Origin of the sequence: Actinokineospora guangxiensis (genome assembly GCF_042657845.1) — a bacterium.
GTDB classification, from domain to species: Bacteria; Actinomycetota; Actinomycetes; order Mycobacteriales; family Pseudonocardiaceae; genus Actinokineospora; species Actinokineospora guangxiensis.
Map to the genome: position 1 here is coordinate 382,874 of NZ_JBHSKF010000002.1, position 18,763 is coordinate 401,636.

Here is an 18,763-nt window from a genome sequence, read left to right on the forward strand (position 1 = left end):
CGATGACCATCATCGACCGCGGTTTCGACCCCCTGGTCGCCGATCTGTCCGTGCCCGGACCCGAGGGGCAGCTGCTGCTGTCGGCGCAGGAGGAGACCGAGTCCAGCGCGCGGTCCTACCCGCGCAGGCTGCCGGTGGCGATCGCGCACGCGAGCGGCCCCTACATCACCGACGTCGACGGACGCCGGTACCTGGACTTCCTGACCGGCGCCGGGGTGCTGGCGCTGGGCCACAACCCGCCGGAGCTGGTGGCCGCCGTGCGCGAGCAGCTCGACGTGCTCACCCACGGCCTCGACCTGCCGACCCCGGTGCGCGCCGAGTTCGCCCGCCGCCAGCTGGGCATGCTGCCCGAGCCGATGCGGCGCGACCGCAAGATCCACTTCTGTGGGCCGACCGGCGCCGACGGCGTCGAGGCCGCGATCAAGCTGTGCAAGAAGGCCACCGGCCGCGGCGGGGTGATCACCTTCCAGGGCTCCTACCACGGCTCCACGCACGCCACCATGTCCTTCACCTCCGAGTGCGCCCCGAAGGACGGGGTGACGAACCTGTTGCCCGGCGTGCACTTCAGCCCGTACGGCTACTGCCACCGCTGCCCGCTCAGCCTGGACAAGGCCGACTGCGGCACCCGGTGCGCGGCGCTGCTGGAGAACACCCTGCGCGACACCCACGGCGGCGTGCCCAAGCCCGCCGCCATCCTGCTGGAGCTGGTGCAGGGCGAGGGCGGCGCGATCCCGGCGCCGGTCGAGTTCGTCCAGCGGATCGCCGCGCTCGCCGCCGAGCAGGACATCCCGCTCGTGGTCGACGAGGTGCAGACCGGCTGCGGGCGCACCGGGACCTGGTTCGCCTTCGAGCAGTACGGCATCGAGCCGGACGTGGTCATCGCGTCCAAGGGTGTCTCCGGCATGGGCCTGCCGGTCTCGATCATCCTGTACCACCGCAAGCTCGACGGGTGGGCGCCCGGCAGCCACATCGGCACCTTCCGCGGCAACAACCTCGCCTTCGCCAGCGGGGTCGCCTTCCTCGACGTCGTCGCCCGCGACGACGTGCTCGGCAACGTCCGCGAGGTCGGCGGCAGGCTGCTGGCCGGGCTGCGCGCGCTGGCCGCGGACTCGCCGCTGATCGCCGACGCGCGCGGCGTCGGGATGATGCTCGGCCTGGAGATGCGCGGCGTGCCGTCGGCGGGGGTGAGCGCCACCGAGATCGCCGCCAGGGTGCAGCGCGAGGCGCTGCGCGCCGGCCTGATCCTGGAGATCGGCGGCCGGGAGGACTGCGTGGTGCGCATGCTGCCCCCGCTGAACCTCACCGCCGACCTCGCCGACTACGCCCTCGCGGTGCTCAAGGCCGTCCTGCGCTCGGTCACCGAGGACCTCACCGGCGGTGGGCGATGATCGAGGCACCGTTCCGCGCCGCCCACCCGCTGCCCCGGCAGCTCACCGCGCCGCCCAGGGTCGGGCTGCTCAACCTGATGCCCAAGGCGGCGGAGTTCGAGCGGATGCTGACCCCGCAGTTCGCCGGGTCCGCGCCCGTCGAGCCGGTGTGGCTGCGCATGCCGGGCCGCACCTACCGCCACGACGACCCCGCCGACCTCGGCCACTACGTCGATCTGGCCGAGATGGGCGAGCTGGACGCCGTCGTGGTCACCGGCGCGGCCGTCGAGCACCTGCCGTTCTCGCAGGTGCGCTTCCTCGGCGAGGTCGACGCCCTGCTGGCCTACGCCGACGTGCGGGACCTGCCGGTGCTCGGGCTGTGCTGGGGCGGCCTCGCCGTCGGGCACCTGCGCCTCGGCGTCGGCTCCCACGTCCACGACACCAAGGTGACCGGCGCGTACGAGACCGACCTGCTCGTCGCCGACCACCCGATCGGCGACGGCCTGGACGACCGGTTCTGGACCGCGCACAGCCGCATGGCGGGCTTCGACGAGGACGACGTCGCCGCCGCCGAAGCCGCGGGCCGCGTGCGCGTGCTCGGCCGCGCGCCCGCGCCCGCCGGGACGGTCATCGCCGAGTCCGCCGACCACCGGCTGCTCATGCACATCGGCCACCCCGAGTACGACGGCGCGCGGATGGCCTACGAGTACGCCAGGGACTCCGCCGCCGGGCCGGTCCCCCCGCCCGCGAACGTCGTCCTGGACGACCCGGTCTGCCGGTGGCGCAGCCACAGCCGGACGTTCTTCGCCAACTGGACGAGCCTGGTGTACGCCTCGGCACTCGCCAGGGCCCGAGGCGGTGAACTGCGGTGACCACCGGTGTCGAGTCCGCCAGGGACGCCAGGGAAACAGTGGTCTGGAAGTTCGGCGGCACCTCCGTGGGCGATGTCGACCGGCTGCGCGCGGTCGCGGCCCGGCTCGTGGCCGCGCAGCGCGCGGGCACCCGGGTCGTCGCGGTGCTGTCCGCCATGGGCGGCAGCACCGACCTCCTCGTCCAGCAGGCCGCCCAGGTGGCGGCGGCGCCCGACCCGAGGGAACTGGACGCCCTGCTGTCGGTCGGCGAGGCCATCTCGTGCTCGCTGGCCGCCATGGCCGTGCACGAGCTGGGCGGTCGCGCCGTGTCGCTGACCGCGGCCCAAGCGGGGGTGCACAGCGACGCCGCGCACGGCAACGCCCGGCTCCTGCGCGTCGACCCGGGTCCGATCACCCGCGCGCTCGACGGCGGCCGCGTCGTCCTCGTCACCGGCTACCAGGCCGTCTCGCCCGCGGGCGACACCACCACGCTGGGCCGGGGCGGCTCCGACGCCTCGGCGATCGCGCTGGCGAGCGCGCTCGGGCTGCGCGAGTGCGTCATCTTCACCGACGTGCCGGGCGTGTTCACCGCCGACCCGAGGGTGGTGCCCGAGGCGCGCATGATCACCGAACTCGGCCACGACGAGATGCTGCAGCTCGCCGACTCCGGCGCCCGGGTGCTGCAGACCAGGGCGGTCGAGCTGGCGGCCGCGCACGGCGTCGACATCCACGTCCGGTCCAGCCTGTCCGACGAGCCGGGAACCCTCGTGCGCGGCCAGGGCCGCGGCGCCGGGGTGGACGGCGCCCGCATCCGCGGCGTCGCGCACCTCGGCGGCGACCCGATCTTCCACGTCCCCGCGACGGGCGCGGGCCCGGTGTCCGCGGCGCTGGCCAAGGCCGGGATCGCGGTCGGCTCGGTCATCGTGGAGCCGTCGGGGGTGCGCTTCACCGCGCCGGGGGCGGACTCGGCCCGGGTGCTCGCCACCCTCGCCGAGCTGGGGCTGCCCGGCACGGCCCGCGAGGACGTCGGCAGCGTCAGCGTGGTCGGCTCCCTGGCCACCGAGCGGGTGTCGGTCGCCGCCACCATGATGTCCACACTGGAAGAATCCGATGTGGACGTCCAGCTGTTCACCACCTCGCCCAACCGCGTCTGCGCGCACGTGCCCGCCGCCGACGTCGCCCCGGCGGCCAGGGCCCTGCACGTCGCCTTCGGCCTCGGCGCCGACCGGCCGCTGGAGGTGGGTGTCGGTGGCTGAGCGGACCCCCACCAAGCCGCTGCTGCGCGACCGCGACTTCCTGCGCTTCTGGGGCGGGGAGACGGTGTCGCTGGCGGGCGCGCAGGTCGCCGAACTCGGCCTGATGCTCGTCGCGGTCATCACCCTGTCGGCGGGGCCGTTCGAGATCGGCCTGTTCAACGTCGCCCGCTACAGCCCGGTCGTGGTGTCCCTGCTGGTCGGTGTGTGGTTCGACCGGCACCGCCGCCGCCAGGCCCTGGTGATCAGCAACCTGGGCCGCGCCGCCCTGGTCGCGCTGGTCCCGCTCGCCGCGGTCACCGACATCCTGTCGATGGGCCTGCTCTACGCGATCGGGTTCCTGCTGGGCCTGCTCACCGTCGTCTTCGACGTCGGCTCCCTGTCCTACGTGCCGAGCCTGGTCGAGCGCGACCGGCTCGCCGAGGCCAACGGCCGCATCCAGACCAGCTACTCCGTCGCCGGGATCGCCGGTCCCGGCCTGGCGGGCGCGCTGATCGGGCTGCTCACCGCGCCGTTCGCGCTCCTGGTCACCAGCGCCTCCTACGTGGTCTCGGCGGTCAGCATGGCGTTCATCCGCCGCCCTGAGCCCGACCCGCCGCCGCCGGAGCCGGGGGTGAGCGTGCGCGCCTCGATCGCCGAGGGCCTGCGCGCGGTGTTCGGCGACCGCGTGCTGCGCAACCTGGCCACCCAGTCGGCGACGTTCAACCTGTTCGAGAACGTCGTGACCACCCTGTTCGCCGTCTACGCGGTGCGCCACCTCGGCCTCGGCGTCGGCCAGCTCGGCTTCGTCATCGGCGCCGGGGCGGTGGGCGCGCTCACCGGCGCGGTGGTGTGCACCCGGCTGACCGGCAAGCTCGGCCTCGGCAGGGCGCTGCGGCTGGCCACGCTGCTGGCGTGCGTGTCCCCGGTCGCGCTGGTCGCGCCCGGCGACGCGAGCCCCGCCGCGCTCGGGGTGCTCGCCGGGGGGCTGGCCGTGCACGGGTTCGCGCTGGCGGTGTTCAACGTCAACGCGCTCACCCTGCGCCAGTGCGTCACACCGACCAGGCTCCTCGGCCGGATGAACGCCAGCTACCGGCTGCTGCTCTTCGGCACGATCCCCCTCGGCGCGCTGCTGGGCGGGGCGCTGGCCGCCGCCTTCGGGCTGCGCACCGGCCTGATCATCGGCGTCGCCGGGCTGGCGGTCCCGATGGCCTGGCTGTTCTTCTCCCCGGTCTACCGGCTGGTGTCCATACCGGAACCGCCCGGGGAGTCCTCCGCAGATGAAAGCGAGCCCGGGTCACCGCCCGCGCCCGGACGGAAGGATCGGGAGACCGATTATGTTGTCTGACGCCGACCGCACCGCCATGCTGGCCCGGCTGCGCCAGGGCCGCGACCACGAGGTCGACCGCATCCCGCCCCGCCCGGCGGGGGCCGACCGGCTGCCGCTGTCCTTCGGGCAGGAGCAGCTGTGGTTCATCGACCAGCTCGCTCCCGGCCAGTCCACCTACACGATCGCGGGCACCCTGGACCTGGACGGGCCGCTGGACCGCCAGGCCCTCGGCCGCGCCCTCGACGCCCTCGTCGTGCGCCACGAGGTGCTGCGCACCCGCCTGGTCACCGACGAGTCCACCGGTTCGCCCGTGCAGGTCGTCGACCCGCCCGCGCCGCAGCCGCTGCCGCTGGTCGACCTGGCCGCCACCGACCCCGCCGAGGTCGACGCCAGGGTCGAGGCGGTCACCGAGGAGGAGGCCGCCCGCCCGTTCGCCCTCGCCCAGGGCGCTCTCCTGCGCACCACCCTCGTGCGGCGCGGCCCGGATTCCCACCGCCTGATCGTCGTCGTGCACCACACCGTGTTCGACGGCTGGTCGTTCGGGGTCTTCACCGGCGACCTGCTCGCCGCCTACGCCGCCGAGGCCACCGGCGCCGCGCCCCGGCTGCCCGAGCTGCCCGTGCAGTTCGCCGACTACGCGCTGTGGGAGCGCGACAGGCTGCGCGGCGAAGTCTCCGCCAAGCTGGTCGAGTACTGGCAGAGCACCCTGGCTGGCGCACCCGCGCTGCAGCTGCCCACCGACCGCCCGCGCCCGGTCGTGCAGACCTACGACGGCGACGTGGTCACCCTGGAGCTGCCCGCCGACCTCGCCGACGGGCTGCGCACCCTGGCCCGCGGTGCGGAGACCACGCTGTTCACCGTGCTGATGGCGGCGTTCCAGGTGCTGCTGCACAGGTTCAGCGGGCAGGACGACGTCGTCGTCGGCACGGTCAGCGCCAACCGGAGCAGGCCCGAGCTGGCGCCGATGATCGGCTACCTGGTCAACACCCTGGCCATCCGCGGCGACCTCAGCGGCGACCCCTCCTTCACCGAGCTGCTGCGCCGCACCCACACGAGCGTCCTGGGCGCCTACGCCCACCAGGACCTGCCGTTCGCCAAGCTGGTCGAGGCCCTGCGCGTGCACCGGGACCCGAGCAGGCACCCCGTCTTCCAGGTGGGGCTGCAGCTGGTCGACGCCGCGGCGGGCGAGCACGAGGCCGCGGGCGTGACCGTCCGGCCCGCGGCCGTGGCGGGCACCGCGGCCAAGTTCGACCTGCTGCTGGCCGCCGCCGACCGCGGCGCGGGGATCAGCGTCGTCGCCTCCTACGCCACCGCCCTGTTCGACCGGAGCACCGTCGAGCGGCTGCTGGGCTGCCTGCGGGTGCTGCTCGACGGGATCGCCGCCGACCCGGGCACGGCGCTGTCGCGGCTGCCCCTGCTCACCGCGGCGGACCGCGCGCGCGAGCTGGTCGAGTGGAACGACACGGCGGTCGACTACCCGGACTGGTGCCTGCACGAGAAGTTCGAGGCCCAGGTCGCGGCCACCCCCGACGGGATCGCCGTCGTCCTGCAGGACGAGGCCGTCACCTACGCCGAGCTGGACGCCCGCGCCAACCGGGTCGCGCGGCGGCTGCGCGAGCTGGGCATCGGGCCCGAGCGGCTGGTCGGCGTCTGCATGCGCCGCTCGGTGGACCGGATGGCCGCCATCCTCGGCGTGCTCAAGGCGGGCGGCGGCTACGTGCCGCTGGACCCCGAGTACCCGGCCGCCCGGCTGGCGTTCATGGTCGAGGACGCGCACATGGAGGTCGTCGTCACCGACCGGGCCAGCGCCTCGGCGGTGCCCGGGGAGACCGGCTACGTGCTGCGGATCGGCACCGAGGACCTGTCCGCGCTGCCCGACACCGCCCCCGGCTACCCGGTCGAGCCCTCGTCGGTCGCCTACGTCATCTACACCTCGGGCTCGACGGGCAGGCCCAAGGGCGTGGTGGTCGAGCACCGGCAGGCGGTCAACTTCGCCACCGGGGAGATCGAGCACTGGCCGCTGGGCCCCGGCGACCGGGTGCTCCAGTTCGCCTCTCTCAACTTCGACGTGTCCGTGCTGGACATGTTCGGCGCGCTGCTGTCCGGGGCGTGCCTGGTGCTCGCCGACAGCGAGACGCTGCTGTCGCCGCCGCGCCTCGCCGACCTGATCCGCGCCGAGCGCATCACCTTCATGTGCCTGCCGCCCGCGGTGCTCAACCTGATCGCCGCCGAGCCGTTCCCGGACCTGCGGGTGGTGATCGCGGGCGGCGAGGCGTTCTCCTCGGACCTGGTCGCCCAGTGGGCCAGGCCGGGGCTGCGGTTCATCAACGGCTACGGCCCCACCGAGACCACCGTCGGGGCCACCATGGCGCGCTGCGCCAACGACGGGATCGACCCGCCGCCGATCGGCCTGCCGCTGCCCAACTACACCGCCTACGTGCTGGATTCCACAATGGAGCCGGTGCCGGTCGGTGTCGCGGGCGAGCTGTACCTCGGCGGCAAGGGGGTGACCCGGGGCTACCTGAACCGGCCCGAGCTGACCGAGCTGCGGTTCGTGCCCGACCCGTTCGCCGCGGAGGCGGGCGCCCGCCTGTACCGCACCGGCGACATCGCCCGGCGCAGGCCCGACGGCAACCTCCAGTTCCTCGGGCGCGCCGACGACCAGGTCAAGATCCGCGGCCTGCGCGTCGAACTGGGCGAGATCGAGGCGACGCTGGCCGCGCACCCCGCGGTGGCCCAGGCCGTGGTGGTGGTCGGCGCCGACCGCACGGGCGACAAGCAGCTGGTCGGCTACGCCCGGCTCGCCGACGGCACCAAGGTGACGCCCGCCGACCTGCGGCTGCACATGGCCGACCGGCTGCCCGGCTACATGGTGCCGCCGCACGTGCTCGTGCTGGAGTCCTTCCCGCTCAACGCCAACGGCAAGGTCGACCGCTCGCGGCTGCCCGACCCGGCCGAGGCCGGCGTGGCCGCGGGCAGCACCCCGCCGCGCACCGTGGTGGAGGCCGTCCTCGCCGACATCTACGCCGACCTGCTCAACCTGCCCGACGTGGGCGTCGAGAGCGGCTTCTTCGACCTCGGCGGCAACTCGCTGCAGGCCATGCAGCTCATCACCCGCCTGCGGCGGGACCTGGCCGTGGACACCGACGTGACCGCGATCTTCCTGACCCCCACCGTCGAGCGGCTGGCCGCGGTGCTGCGCGACCAGCACGGCCTGCCCGACAGCGACCTGGACAGCGGCGAGGAGATCGCCGCGGGCGGCGCGGAGGCCACCGCCGCGGGCGGCGCGGGGGCCACCGCGGTCGCCAGCGCGCTGGTCCGCCTCACCGACGGCCCGGGGGAGACGCCGCTGCACCTCGTGCACGCCGTCGGCGGCACCGTCTACACCTACGCCCCGCTCGCGGCGGAACTTGCCGAGGAATACCAGGTGTGGGGTGTGGAGGCCGAGGGTCTGCGCCCCGGGAGCGACCCGGTCGACTCCCTGGAGGTGATGGTCGACAGGTACGTGCGCCGCATCCGCGCCGTGCAGCCGGAAGGCCCCTACCGGATCGGCGGCTGGTCCTTCGGCGGCCTGGTGTCACTGCGCATCGCCGACGCCCTTGTGGCCCAAGGGCAGCGGGTCGCCTTCGTGGCGATGCTCGACGCGCCGATGCGGGTGCACGACGAGGTGACCCAGACCGAGGACGAGTTGGCGGGCTACTTCGTGGCCGACGCCGCCCGCACCCTGGGCCCGAACGCCCCGACACCCCCGGACCCGGCAGGCACCCCGGCCGCCGACCAGCTGGCCTGGCTGGCCACCCACCTCGGCGCCAGCGGGGACCGCACCGAGGTCGCCGCCGACATGGCAGCCCGCTTCGCCGTCTACCGGGCCCACCTCGCCGCGATCGCGGGCTACCTGCCGCCCGCCGTCACCGTGGACACGATCGTCGTGACCGCGGCGGGCTCGACCGACACCAGCGCGCAGTGGGCGGCGGCCCTGCCCGGCCACACGCACCACTCGGTGGTCCCCGGTGACCACTACAGCTTCCTCACCGGCCGTTCGGCGACCGCCATCGCCATCGCCATCGCGGCCACCGAACAGCGCATCACCGCGCGCGCCGAGGAGGTCATCGGCTGACGACCCGCTCGACGCGGCTGGGCCGCTGCCTGCGACGGCAGCGGCCCGGCGCGCGCTCGGGGTCAGTTCTGGGGGACCAGGGTGAGGTCGCGGCCGTTGAGGGGCTGGGTGGCCCGGGAGTTGCCGTTCTGGAAGAGGTTCTTGAAGCGGGTGATGGTGGCCTGGGTGACCGTCTTCTCGGCCATCAGCATCCACTGCACGCCTTCGGTGAAGGGGGCCGTGGTCAGCGAGCCCTGGTAGCGCAGGGTCGAGCGGTTCGCGGGCAGCAGGGTGTTGAGGTCGAAGTCGGACAGGTGCACGTCGGTGCCGCACTCGGGGGCGAGGGTGGCCAGGACGGTGTCGACAGAGGAGCGGGCGCCCGCGCGCAGCGGGACGCCGATGACCAGAAGCTGGTCGGCGGCGCTCTTGTGCACCAGGTGCATCTCCAGCGGCAGCGAGTGGCCGCCGAAGCGGTGCTCGGAGGGGGTGTGGAAGTGGAACTGCACCAGGTCGTACCGCACGCCCGCGAGGGTGACGTGGCCCGCGCCCGCCTCCACCTCGGCTTCCTCGGTCTCCTCGTGGTCGCGTGTGGTGCAGCCGTTGGCCTGCGCCTGGTCCTTGCGCACGTAGTGCAGTTCCAGGTCGGAGTGGCCGTAGGTCACCAGCAGCGGGGCCTGGCCGGGGTCGACCGTCACCGCGTTGGGGGTGACGTTGACCGGGCTCTGCTTCGGAGCCTGCGACTGGGCGGTGGTGCCGCTCGCGACGCTCATGGCGACGGCGAGCGACAGGGGGACGAGGGTGGCGGCGACGCGCTTGATGGTCACGCTCGTGGTCCGTTCTCACGATGTATCAACCGATCGGGTGACACACTGTCGAGCTAGGACCTCGGTTGTCGCAACGGAAAAATCACCAGACTGCGGGGACGAAAAGGACGCTGGGGGACGAAGACGATAGAACTGGACTATGAAGTGGGTCACATCGGGTTTGCGGGTGTCCTCGGGTCGCGCGGGCGTTGGAGCCGGGGTGATCCGCCCAGGTCACGACTCGGAACTGAGCCCGTTTCCGGTGTGTGTCGCCGTATCGGGAAACCGTTGCCAGCAAGGGAAAGGCCGGCCCTGGGTGATCCCGAGGTGCGGGCGCGTCCGTGATCTGCGCCGGGTCGGGCACCTGGCGGCGGTCGCCGCGGAGCGGGACCTGTGGGCGGGGCGGTCGGGTGGGACGTCACCGTCGCCGCCGCGATGGACCAGGCCCTCGCCGAGCAGCAGCGTCCCGGCGGCGGCCGGTCGGTCAGAGCCCGGTGAACGCGATGGCGCGGGCGGCGTCCGGGGAGTCGCCGAGCAGGTGGTCCTCCCAGGCGGCGACGTACTCCGCCCGGGTGATGCGGTCGTCGTGGTCGCGGTCCAGGGCGGTGAAGGCGGCGTCGGCGGCCGGGTGTCCGAGGGCGGTGAGGAGGCGGTGGAACTCGGCTCGGGTGATGGCTCCGCCGGGGTGGGGGTCGGCCGGGGGTGTGCCGCGGAGGTGGGGGGTGGGCGAGTCCGGCGGGAGGGTGACCGCGGTGCGGTCCGGTTCGGCGCAGCCCGGCGGGTCGTGGGGCTGGAGCGCCTGGATTGCCTGGAGCGCCTGGACTGGCTGGGCTGGCTGGACTGACTGGACTGACTGGATTGCCTGGATTGCGCTGTCGGCACCGGTTCTGGCAGCTGGCATGGCGTCAACACCTGTTCGTGAGCGCGGGCGGACGGCAGGCGGGGACGTCGGCGTCCCCCCGCTACCTCTACCAAAGGCGCGGGACGGCGGGGAACACCAGCCACCTGTTCGGGTGGGCCCGCCTCAGAGGTCCCGGTCGACCGCCGCGGCGGCGTAGCCGCGCAGGCGCTCGCGGCTGGCGGTGTCGGGGAGGGCTGCGAGCGCGGCGACCGCCAGCCCCGCGTAGTGCCGTGCCCAGCGCGCCGTCGCGCGGACGGCGCCGGTCCTGGCCAGCACGGCCGCCAGGTCCACCCGCGCCGCCCGTGGATCGTCCACCCCGGACAGCGCGGTCTCGATCGCCGCCCGGTCGGCGGCGTCGCCGGTGCGGTGGGCAACGATCACCGGGAGGGTGATGCGGCCGTTGCGCACGTCGCTGGTGTCCGGTTTGCCCGCTGAGCCCTGGTAGGGCAGCAGGTCGTCGCGGATCTGGAAGGCGACGCCCAGGTGCTGGGCGTAGCGGCCGAGCGCCAGGACCTGCCGCGCGTCGCCGCCTGCCAGCAGGGCGCCGCACTCGCAGGCGGCGCGGAACAGGGCAGCGGTCTTCAGGCGCACCATGCGCAGGTAGGTGTCGTGGTCGAAGCGACCGCTCGCGCAGAACTCCGCCTCCAGGCTCTGGCCGCGGCACAGGTCGATGCCGCACCGCGACACCACCCCCAGCGCCGCGACCACCCGATCGGCCGGCGCGCCCGCGCTGTGGCACTCGGCCAGGCCCGCGAACAGGTCGAAGATCAGCGCGTCGCCCGCGACGATCGCCGACTCGACGCCGTAGGCCGCGTGCGCGGCCGCCCGCCCGCGCCGGGTGTCGTCGCCGTCGATGATGTCGTCGTGCACCAGGCTCGCCACGTGCCCGGACTCGGCGCCGACGGCGGCGGGCAGCACCCGGTGCGGGTCGCCGCCGACGGCGAGCGCCGACTCCAGGAGCAGGATCGGTCGGAACAGCTTGCCCGCCGGGGTGAGGGCGTGCCCGCAGGTCGCGGCCAGCAGCGACGACCCGCCCCACCGCCCGGCCAGCCGGGACCGCACCTGCCCGAGGAGCCCGAGGACGTCCGGGCCGACCAGGCCCGCGAGCCCGGCATCACCCGACGGGGCTTCCTCTGTCGCCTGAACGGACATCTTCGCGGCTCCTCGCCTCGGGGATGGGACGGTCGGGCACCCGGCGTACCTGCTGTTCGGACTTGCCCATGTAGTAGACGACCTCCTCGTGGTTGGTCGACGGCAGGAACGCCTCGGCCCCCGCCTTGTAGTAGAGCGAGGTGGTGACCGGGCGGACGGCGGGCTGGTGCGGCTCGTCGCGGCGCAGGGCCCGGACCACGCCGGGCACGTCGCAGGGCAGCGCCACGTCGGCGCGCACGTGGTGGGGATCGCCGTCGAGGTCGACCACGGGCAACCGCTCGTTGGCGTAGCGCGCCGACGGCGCGCGGCCGGGCGCGGTGTAGGCGGGCAGGGTCAGCAGGTCGTAGTCGACCACGGCGTCGAGGACGTCGCGGTGCTCCGGGAGCACCAGCGGCCGCAGCGCCTCCCGCCACCACCGGCGCAACAGGTCCTTGGCCTCGTCGGTGCCGTAGACGTGCACCAGGACCGGGGCCAGCACGTCGGAGTCGGTGAAGGAGTTCGCCATGCCCGCGCGCAGCGGCTCGCCCGCCGGGTCGTCGTCGGTGGTCAGCCACTGCATCAGCGAGCGGATCGCCTCCGACTGGGTGATCCCGCCGAGCAGCCGCAGCGGCGTCCACAGGTAGCGGAACACCGGGTTCTCGGCGATGAGCCGGGACACGAAGATGAACTGGTGCATGTACCTGTTGTCGCTCGCCGACATGGTGTCGTGGGAGATCAGGTACTCGAAGTCGTCGGTGTTGCCGCGCACGGTCACCAGCCCGAAGCGCTCCTTGTCGCGGTGGTAGACGGTGTTGGGCAGGATCAGCATCGGGTAGACGGCGACCCGGGAGACGTGCTGGGCGAGGCGGTCGTAGCCCTTCATGAACGACTCGACGGTCTCCCCGGGCGCGCCCCAGATGAGTTCGGCATAGCAGTCCATGCCCTCGAAGGCGAGCCAGGCGGCCAGGTCCTCCCAGTCGTTGACTTTCATGTTGCGCCGGTTCATCAGGTCGAGGGTGTCCTCGTCCAGGGTCTGCAGCGCCAGGGTGAAGGAGCTGTGCAGGCCGACGTCCTTCATGGTGCGGACGATGTCGTAGAACACCGTGGACTTGTTCTTCGCCCACGACGCCTCGATGCCGCGCGGGTAGCCGTGCTCCTCGCGCAGGGCGACGACGTCGGCGACGAAGTCGCGGTCCTGGGGCAGCATCCCGAAGTTGGCGTCGCACAGCACCAGCGTGTGCACCTTGTGCCGGGCGAACAGCTCCACCTCGGCGCGCAGCCGCTCCCGGGAGAACGCCCGCACCTTCTGCCCGACGGCTCCGCCCCAATAGCAGAACGAGCACTTGTAGGGGCAGCCGCGGTTGGTCTCCATCAGCGCGACGTCGTAGGGGAATCGGCCGTCCGGTCCCGCCATCGGGATGACGCCGGTGAGGAACGGCGACGGGATCTCGTCCAGGTTGTCGATCCTCGGTCTGTCCGGTGTGGACACGGCAGTCCCGGCGGCGCCGCGGAAGGTGATGCCGTCGACGCCGTGCAGCTCCCTCGGGTCCGCTCCGGCGAGCCGGGCGCGCAGCAGGTCCCGGAAGGTGAACTCGCCCTCGCCGTTGACCACGATGTCGACGCCCGCGTTCTCGGCGAGCACCCTGGTGCCCTGGTCGGAGACGTGGTTGCCGCCGAACACCGCCCACCCGGTCGGGTTGAGCTGCTTGAACGTCTCGGTGAGGGCGGCGAACTCGCGGTGGTTCCAGCCCAGCACCGAGAACGCCAGCACGTCCGGCGCGCCGTCGTGGAACAGGGTGTTCGCCATCCCGAAGAGGGTCGCGCCGCCGTCGAAGTTGTGGATGGTGATCTCGCAGGCCTCGGCGACGGCGGGGTCGGCGAGCGCGGTCGCCTTCAGGTACGCCGAGGCCAGCGGCATGGACTCCAGGGACATCGCCCAGACGCCCTGCTGCACCAGCCACACCCGCAACGGTCGCATCGCCCCTCCTCCGGTCACCACGTCACGGGCAGCGCAGCGGGCCCGTCGTCGAGCCAGGCCCCGGTCCACACCACGTCCTCGGGGGCCTGCACCAGGGCCAGCCCCGGCAGCCGCTCCGCCAGCGCCTGGATCGCGGAGACCAGCTGCGCGCGGGCGACGGCGGCGCCGACGCAGCGGTGCGGCCCGTACCCGAACCGCAGGTGCCTGCCCGCGTCCCGGGTCCGGTCGAACCGGTCCGGGTCCGGGAAGCGGTCCGGGTCGCGGTTGGCCGCCTCCAGGCGCACGACCACGGTGTCGCCCGCGGCGATGCGGTGCTCCCCGATCCGCACCTCGCACACGGCGAAGCGCGGGTAGGGCTCGCCGCTGATCCCGGCCTGGTGGCGCAGCACCTCCTCGGCCGCCGCGGTGGCCGCCGCCTCGTCGGCCAGCCCGGCGAGACCGCCGGAGCCGAGCAGCTTGACCACGCCGATGGACAGCGCGTTGGCGCTGGTCAGCTGGCCGCCCGCGAGCAGGGCGGCGCCCGCGAACACCAGCTGCCGGTCGGTGAGGCCCGCTGCGGCGAAGCCGCTGAGCATGTCCTCGCCGGGGTCGGCGCGCCGGGCGGCGACGAGGTCGCCGAGGAAGGCCAGCAGGTCCGTCCAGCCCGCGACGGCCGCGCCGTCGGGTTCGCCGACGACGGTGGAGATCGCCGTCGCCCAGGCGGCGAACCGCTCGCGGTCGGCGATGTCGACGCCGAGCAGGTCGGCGACGACCTCGCGGGCCAGCGGCAGCGCGACGTGCGCGACCAGGTCGGCCGGGGGACCGGCGGCGGCGAGGTCGGCGACGTGCGCGTCGGCGAGCGCCCGGACGCGGGGGCGCATGCGCTCGATCGCGCGGGCGGTGAACCCCTTGGCGAGCAGGCCGCGCAGGCGGGCGTGGGCGGCACCGTCGCACAGCAGCGAGTCGGTGTCGGCGTGCCCGCCGGGGGCGGTGATGGAGAAGCGGGCGTCGGTGAGCACCCGCTGGGCCAGGTCGGCGCCGAGCACCAGCCAGGTCGACGGCCCGGACTCCCCGGGTAGGCGCACCAGCGGGTCGGCCTCGCGCAGGTCGGCGAAGGCCGGTGGCGGGTCGTAGCGGGACGGCCGGTCGTAGGGCAGCGCGAGCGCACGCAGGTCCACGCCTCACCCCACCAGCGCGGAGTCGAGGAAGCGCCGCACCGCGCCGCTGAAGGCGTCCGGCCGCTCCAGGTTCAGCATGTGCCCCGCGCCGGCGAAGCGTCGCGACTCCGCACCGGGCACGGCGGCGGCGATCCGGTCGGCCATCTCGTGCACGTCCGGGCAGTCCAGCCCGCCGGTGAGCACGAGGACCGGCGCGGTGATGCCCGCCAGGCGCTCCCACGAGTCCTCGGCGCGGCCGGGCAGCACGGGGTTGGGGCGGGCGTGGCGGGTGGCGGTGTGCACGGCCATGGTCCGGCAGAACTCCCTGATGTCGGCGGGTGAGCGCGCGGGCTCGCGGGTCGGACCGTCGACCCACATGCGCAGGAACACCTCGATGTAGTCGGCGGTGTCGCGCCTGCGGACCGCGTCGAGCTGGCGGCCGAGCAGCTCGACCAGGAACGCGCCGCGCCAGTACTGCTGCGAGGTGCCGCAGCCGCTGGCCACGACGCCGCTGACCCGGTCGGGGTGGTCGAGCGCGGTGTCGAGGGCGGTCGTGCCGCCCATGGACTGCCCGACGAGGAACGCCGCGGGCAGTCCGAGGTGGTCGAGCAGGGCGATGACGTCGTCGGCGCGCTGGTAGGGCCGGGTCGGGGTGGCGGACTCGCCGTGGCCGCGGGCGTCCAGCACCAGCAGCCGGTAGCCGGGGAACCGGTCCCGCTGCGGGTCCCAGACGCGGCGGTCCAGGGTGCCGTCGTGCAGCAGCACGACCGCGGGCCCGCTGCCGATGTCGTCGTAGGCCAGGTGGCCGTCGGCGATCGGCACCCGCTTCACCGCGCACCCCCCACGCCCGCGAGGGCGCCCGCCGGGGCCAGTGTTCCCAGCAGGGCCGAGCGCACCGCCGGGCGGCTGGCCACGACCAGGGTGAACAGCGCTTCCCTGGCCAGCCGCTGTGCCGGATGGCCGGTGAGCAGCGCGGCCCCGCCGCCTGCGACGACCGCCGCGGCGCAGGCCCGCTGCGCCAGCTCCGAGCACGCCGCCCGCAGGCCGGGCAGCCGCCGCGGCTCGCCGAGCGCGGCGTCGAAGCGCGCCCGCAGCCCGTCCCGCTCGGCGCGCAGCGCGTCGGCGGAGCCGGCCTCGGTCTCGGCGAGCAGCCGCACGGCCCGCCCGGTGAGGCCCAGGGACAGGGCGCTGTCCACGCGCAGGCCGATCAGCAGGCCCGCGAGGTAGGCGTCCCGGTCGACCCGGGTGGTGACCCGCTCCTCGGGCAGGTCGAACCCGTGCAGGTCCAGCACCACGGTGCTGCTGCCCTGGCAGGCCACCAGCGACAGCGGCCGCGCGCTCAGCCCCGGCCCGGGGCGGGCGTCGACGATCCCGCTGACCACCTGGCCGGTGCGGTCGTCGTAGGCGGACACGTGCAGCACGTCCACCACGCCCCACCCGCTGACGAACGGCACCCGTCCGCTGATCGACCAGCCGTCCCGCCCGCGCTCGGCCCGCACCCGCGGCGGGGTCGGCACGACGCCGGAGAACGCGCCGCCGCCGCGCAGCTCGCCGCGCACGGCCGCGGCCAGCCACCGCTCGCGCAGCTCCGCGTTGGGCGTGGTCAGCAGCGCCATGACGATGCCGTGGTGCTGCAGCCAGGTGAACGTCGTGGTGAGGCACCCGGACGCCAGCTCCTCGATGACCCGCAGGGCCGCGCCGAACTCCAGGCCGGGGCCGCCCGCCTCGGGCGGGGCGAAGAGGCCGTAGAAGCCCTCCGCGGCCAGGAGCGCGTAGTGGCTCTCGGGGACGCGGCCGGTGGCGTCCACCTCGGCGGCGGCCGGGTGCAGCACGGTGTCGGCGATCGCGGTGGCGGTCTCGACCATCCCAGACCCGACCATCCCAGACCCGACCATCCCAGACCCGACCGTCCCAGACCCGACCATCCCAGACCCGGCAATCCCCGTCACGCCGCCCTCCCCAGCTGGAGCAGGTGCAGGTGCCACTGGGCGTGCCGCTCGCCGGAGGTGACATCGGCGGGCAGGGCGGTGGCCAGCGCGGCGGGGATCTCGTCCATGGTCGTGCGGTGCAGTTCGCGCACGGCCAGGCCCGCTCCCGCAGCCAGGTCCTCGATCAGCGCGGGCTTGCCCATCGCCTCGCCGAACCACAGGTAGAGGTGGCCGGTCGGGGTGAGCAGGGCGGCGCCATCGACCAGGAAGCGGCGGAGCTTGGCGAAGCCGGGGTCGAACATCGTCTCGTGCCAGAGCGAGCCGTCGAGCCGCTCGGCGGGGGCGTCGAAGAACGGCGGGTTCCAGTAGATCCCGTCGAAGCGCTCGCCCGGCCGGACCGCGGCGTAGAGGTCGCTCAGCCTGGCCTCGACCCGCTCGGCGACACCGTGCCTGCGGGCGTTGGCCAGGGTGTTGGCGACGGCGGCGGGGTTGAGGTCGAGCGCGAGGACCCGGCGGCACCCGCCGAGGGCGGCCAGCACGGACATCACCCCGGCCCCGCTGCCCATCTCCAGGAATGCGCCCATCGCGGCGAACGGGATCAGGTCGGCGTGCAGCTCACCGCCGGGGGAGTACGTCGGCGGCCACACCTCGTCCAGCAGGTCCCACTGGCGGCCGAGCAGCTCGAACACCTCGGCGCGGCCGGTGTCGGCGCGGTAGCCGTCGATGATGGTCTGCCCGATGCGGAGCTCGAATTCCCTGGTGTCCATTGACGTCCCATGGCAATCGGCGGGTCCGGAGCCCCCAGCACACCGCCCCGGCCGCGCCGCGGGCAATCAGCCGGGTCGAACGCCGGGCGGGGCCCAGCCGACCAGGGTGTCCATCGAGCGGCGGGACACCGCTTCCGGCAGCAGGCCGCCGAGCCAGGTCGCGGCGTTCCTGGCGGCCACGGCGACCGGGCCCGCCGACTCCACCACCCGGCCCGTCCACCGGGAGATCCGGGCCAGGCGGTCCACCCGGGGGCGGCGCACCCGGTCGTAGTCCGACAGTCCGGCGCGCACATCCCCGAAGCAGGCCGGGGCGCCGATGCGGTGGACCAGCTCGACGGCGTCCTCCACAGCGAGGTTGGCCAGCCCCACGTTGGGGGACATGGGGTGCGCGGCGTCGCCGACCAGCACGACGCGCCCGGAGTGCAGTGCGGGCAGCGGCACCGGCAGCTCGGTGATGCGGTCCACGTGCACCTCCCCGCCCGCCGCCCTGTCCAGCAGCGCGGGCACGGGGTCGTGCCAGCCGCCGAAGAGGGCCGCCAGATCGGCGCCGCCGCGCGCGGCGTCGGTGGCCAGGGCGGAGAAGTGCACGCGGTCGCTGGGCAGCGGCAGGATCGACAGGCGCAGGCCCGCGCCCCAGGTCTCGGCGGGCACGAGGTCGAGGCCGTCGGCGGGCACCACCGCCCGCCAGCTCGCCGATCCGCAGTCCCGCAGGCCGGGGTGGTGGGGGAACAGGGCGTGGCGGATCGCGGAGTGGACGCCGTCAGCGGCCACGACCAGTTCGCTGGCCACCACCTCGCCGCCCACCGCGAGCAGCGCGGGACCGTGCGCGCCACCGGGATCGGTCAGAATGGCGCGGAGTCCGTAGTGGATGGTGTCAGCGGGCAGGGCGGCGGTGAGCACGGCGGTGAGGTCGCGCCGGGGGAGGGCCCGCACGTGCTCGCGGTAGCGGCGGTGCACGAACCCCAGGTCGCTGCGGGCGATCCAGCGCCCGCCGGGGGTGCGCACGCCGCCCTCGGCCTGCACCACCGACCGGGCGGCCACCTCGCCGCCGACGCCGAGGTGGTGCAGGGCGTGCATCCCGTTGGGGGTCAGCCCGATCCCGCCGCCGCGCGAGCGCGGCGCGTCCGCGCGCTCCAGCACCCGCACGGGCAGGCCCGCCCGGTGCAGGGCCACCGCGGTGGCGAGTCCCGCTATGCCTGCTCCGACGATGTGGATCATCCTGGCTCCTCGCGGTCGTGCGGGC

The 18,763-nt window shown here is 74.4% G+C and carries 14 protein-coding genes; 5 read left to right on the forward strand and 9 right to left on the reverse strand.

Annotated features, from left to right (window positions below):
- The first annotated feature begins 2 nt into the window (after positions 1-2).
- From ACFPM7_RS05530 to ACFPM7_RS05550, 5 genes are read left to right on the forward strand one after another with little or no spacing between them, the layout of a single operon-like run.
- Entirely contained in the window at positions 3-1,388 is a 1,386-nt protein-coding gene (locus tag ACFPM7_RS05530) for an aspartate aminotransferase family protein (protein WP_378244495.1), read from the forward strand.
- On the forward strand, positions 1,385-2,239 hold the full coding sequence (locus ACFPM7_RS05535) for a homoserine O-acetyltransferase/O-succinyltransferase family protein (protein ID WP_378244497.1): 855 nt from the start codon (positions 1,385-1,387) through the stop codon (positions 2,237-2,239). The genes ACFPM7_RS05530 and ACFPM7_RS05535 overlap by 4 nt, the downstream gene beginning before the upstream one ends.
- Positions 2,236-3,474 (forward strand): aspartate kinase, encoded by a 1,239-nt coding sequence (locus ACFPM7_RS05540; protein WP_378244499.1) that lies wholly within the window; start codon positions 2,236-2,238, stop codon positions 3,472-3,474. Before ACFPM7_RS05535 ends, ACFPM7_RS05540 begins: the two co-directional genes overlap by 4 nt.
- On the forward strand, positions 3,467-4,798 hold the full coding sequence (locus tag ACFPM7_RS05545) for an MFS transporter (protein WP_378244501.1): 1,332 nt from the start codon (positions 3,467-3,469) through the stop codon (positions 4,796-4,798). Before ACFPM7_RS05540 ends, ACFPM7_RS05545 begins: the two co-directional genes overlap by 8 nt.
- Positions 4,788-8,897 (forward strand): non-ribosomal peptide synthetase, encoded by a 4,110-nt coding sequence (locus ACFPM7_RS05550; protein WP_378244503.1) that lies wholly within the window; start codon positions 4,788-4,790, stop codon positions 8,895-8,897. The genes ACFPM7_RS05545 and ACFPM7_RS05550 overlap by 11 nt, the downstream gene beginning before the upstream one ends.
- 62 nt (positions 8,898-8,959) lie before the next feature.
- Here the strand turns inward: ACFPM7_RS05550 and ACFPM7_RS05555 are convergent, their stop codons facing one another.
- The 9 genes from ACFPM7_RS05555 to ACFPM7_RS05595 all read right to left on the reverse strand — a co-directional run bounded on the left by ACFPM7_RS05555 (position 8,960) and on the right by ACFPM7_RS05595 (position 18,738).
- Positions 8,960-9,700, reverse strand: coding sequence for a carbonic anhydrase family protein (locus tag ACFPM7_RS05555; protein ID WP_378244505.1), 741 nt, complete (start codon positions 9,698-9,700; stop codon positions 8,960-8,962).
- A 463-nt stretch (positions 9,701-10,163) separates the two neighbouring features.
- Complete coding sequence (locus ACFPM7_RS05560) at positions 10,164-10,580, reverse strand: EF-hand domain-containing protein (protein ID WP_378244507.1); 417 nt, start codon at positions 10,578-10,580, stop codon at positions 10,164-10,166.
- Between the two features lie 123 nt (positions 10,581-10,703).
- Positions 10,704-11,732, reverse strand: a complete 1,029-nt coding sequence (locus ACFPM7_RS05565; RefSeq protein WP_378244509.1) for a polyprenyl synthetase family protein — start codon at positions 11,730-11,732, stop codon at positions 10,704-10,706.
- A complete protein-coding gene (locus ACFPM7_RS05570; protein WP_378244511.1) occupies positions 11,695-13,689 on the reverse strand; it encodes a KedN5 family methylcobalamin-dependent radical SAM C-methyltransferase in 1,995 nt (664 codons plus the stop codon). The genes ACFPM7_RS05565 and ACFPM7_RS05570 overlap by 38 nt, the downstream gene beginning before the upstream one ends.
- A 14-nt stretch (positions 13,690-13,703) precedes the next feature.
- Positions 13,704-14,846, reverse strand: a complete 1,143-nt coding sequence (locus ACFPM7_RS05575) for a cytochrome P450 (RefSeq protein WP_378244513.1) — start codon at positions 14,844-14,846, stop codon at positions 13,704-13,706.
- Positions 14,847-14,849: 3 nt separating this feature from the next.
- A complete protein-coding gene (locus tag ACFPM7_RS05580) occupies positions 14,850-15,656 on the reverse strand; it encodes an alpha/beta fold hydrolase (protein ID WP_378244515.1) in 807 nt (268 codons plus the stop codon).
- Positions 15,653-16,690 (reverse strand): acyl-CoA dehydrogenase family protein, encoded by a 1,038-nt coding sequence (locus tag ACFPM7_RS05585; RefSeq protein ID WP_378244517.1) that lies wholly within the window; start codon positions 16,688-16,690, stop codon positions 15,653-15,655. Before ACFPM7_RS05585 ends, ACFPM7_RS05580 begins: the two co-directional genes overlap by 4 nt.
- Positions 16,691-16,770: 80 nt before the next feature.
- Complete coding sequence (locus tag ACFPM7_RS05590; RefSeq protein WP_378244519.1) at positions 16,771-17,520, reverse strand: methyltransferase; 750 nt, start codon at positions 17,518-17,520, stop codon at positions 16,771-16,773.
- 66 nt (positions 17,521-17,586) lie between these two features.
- Complete coding sequence (locus ACFPM7_RS05595; protein WP_378244521.1) at positions 17,587-18,738, reverse strand: FAD-dependent monooxygenase; 1,152 nt, start codon at positions 18,736-18,738, stop codon at positions 17,587-17,589.
- Positions 18,739-18,763 lie beyond the last annotated feature (25 nt).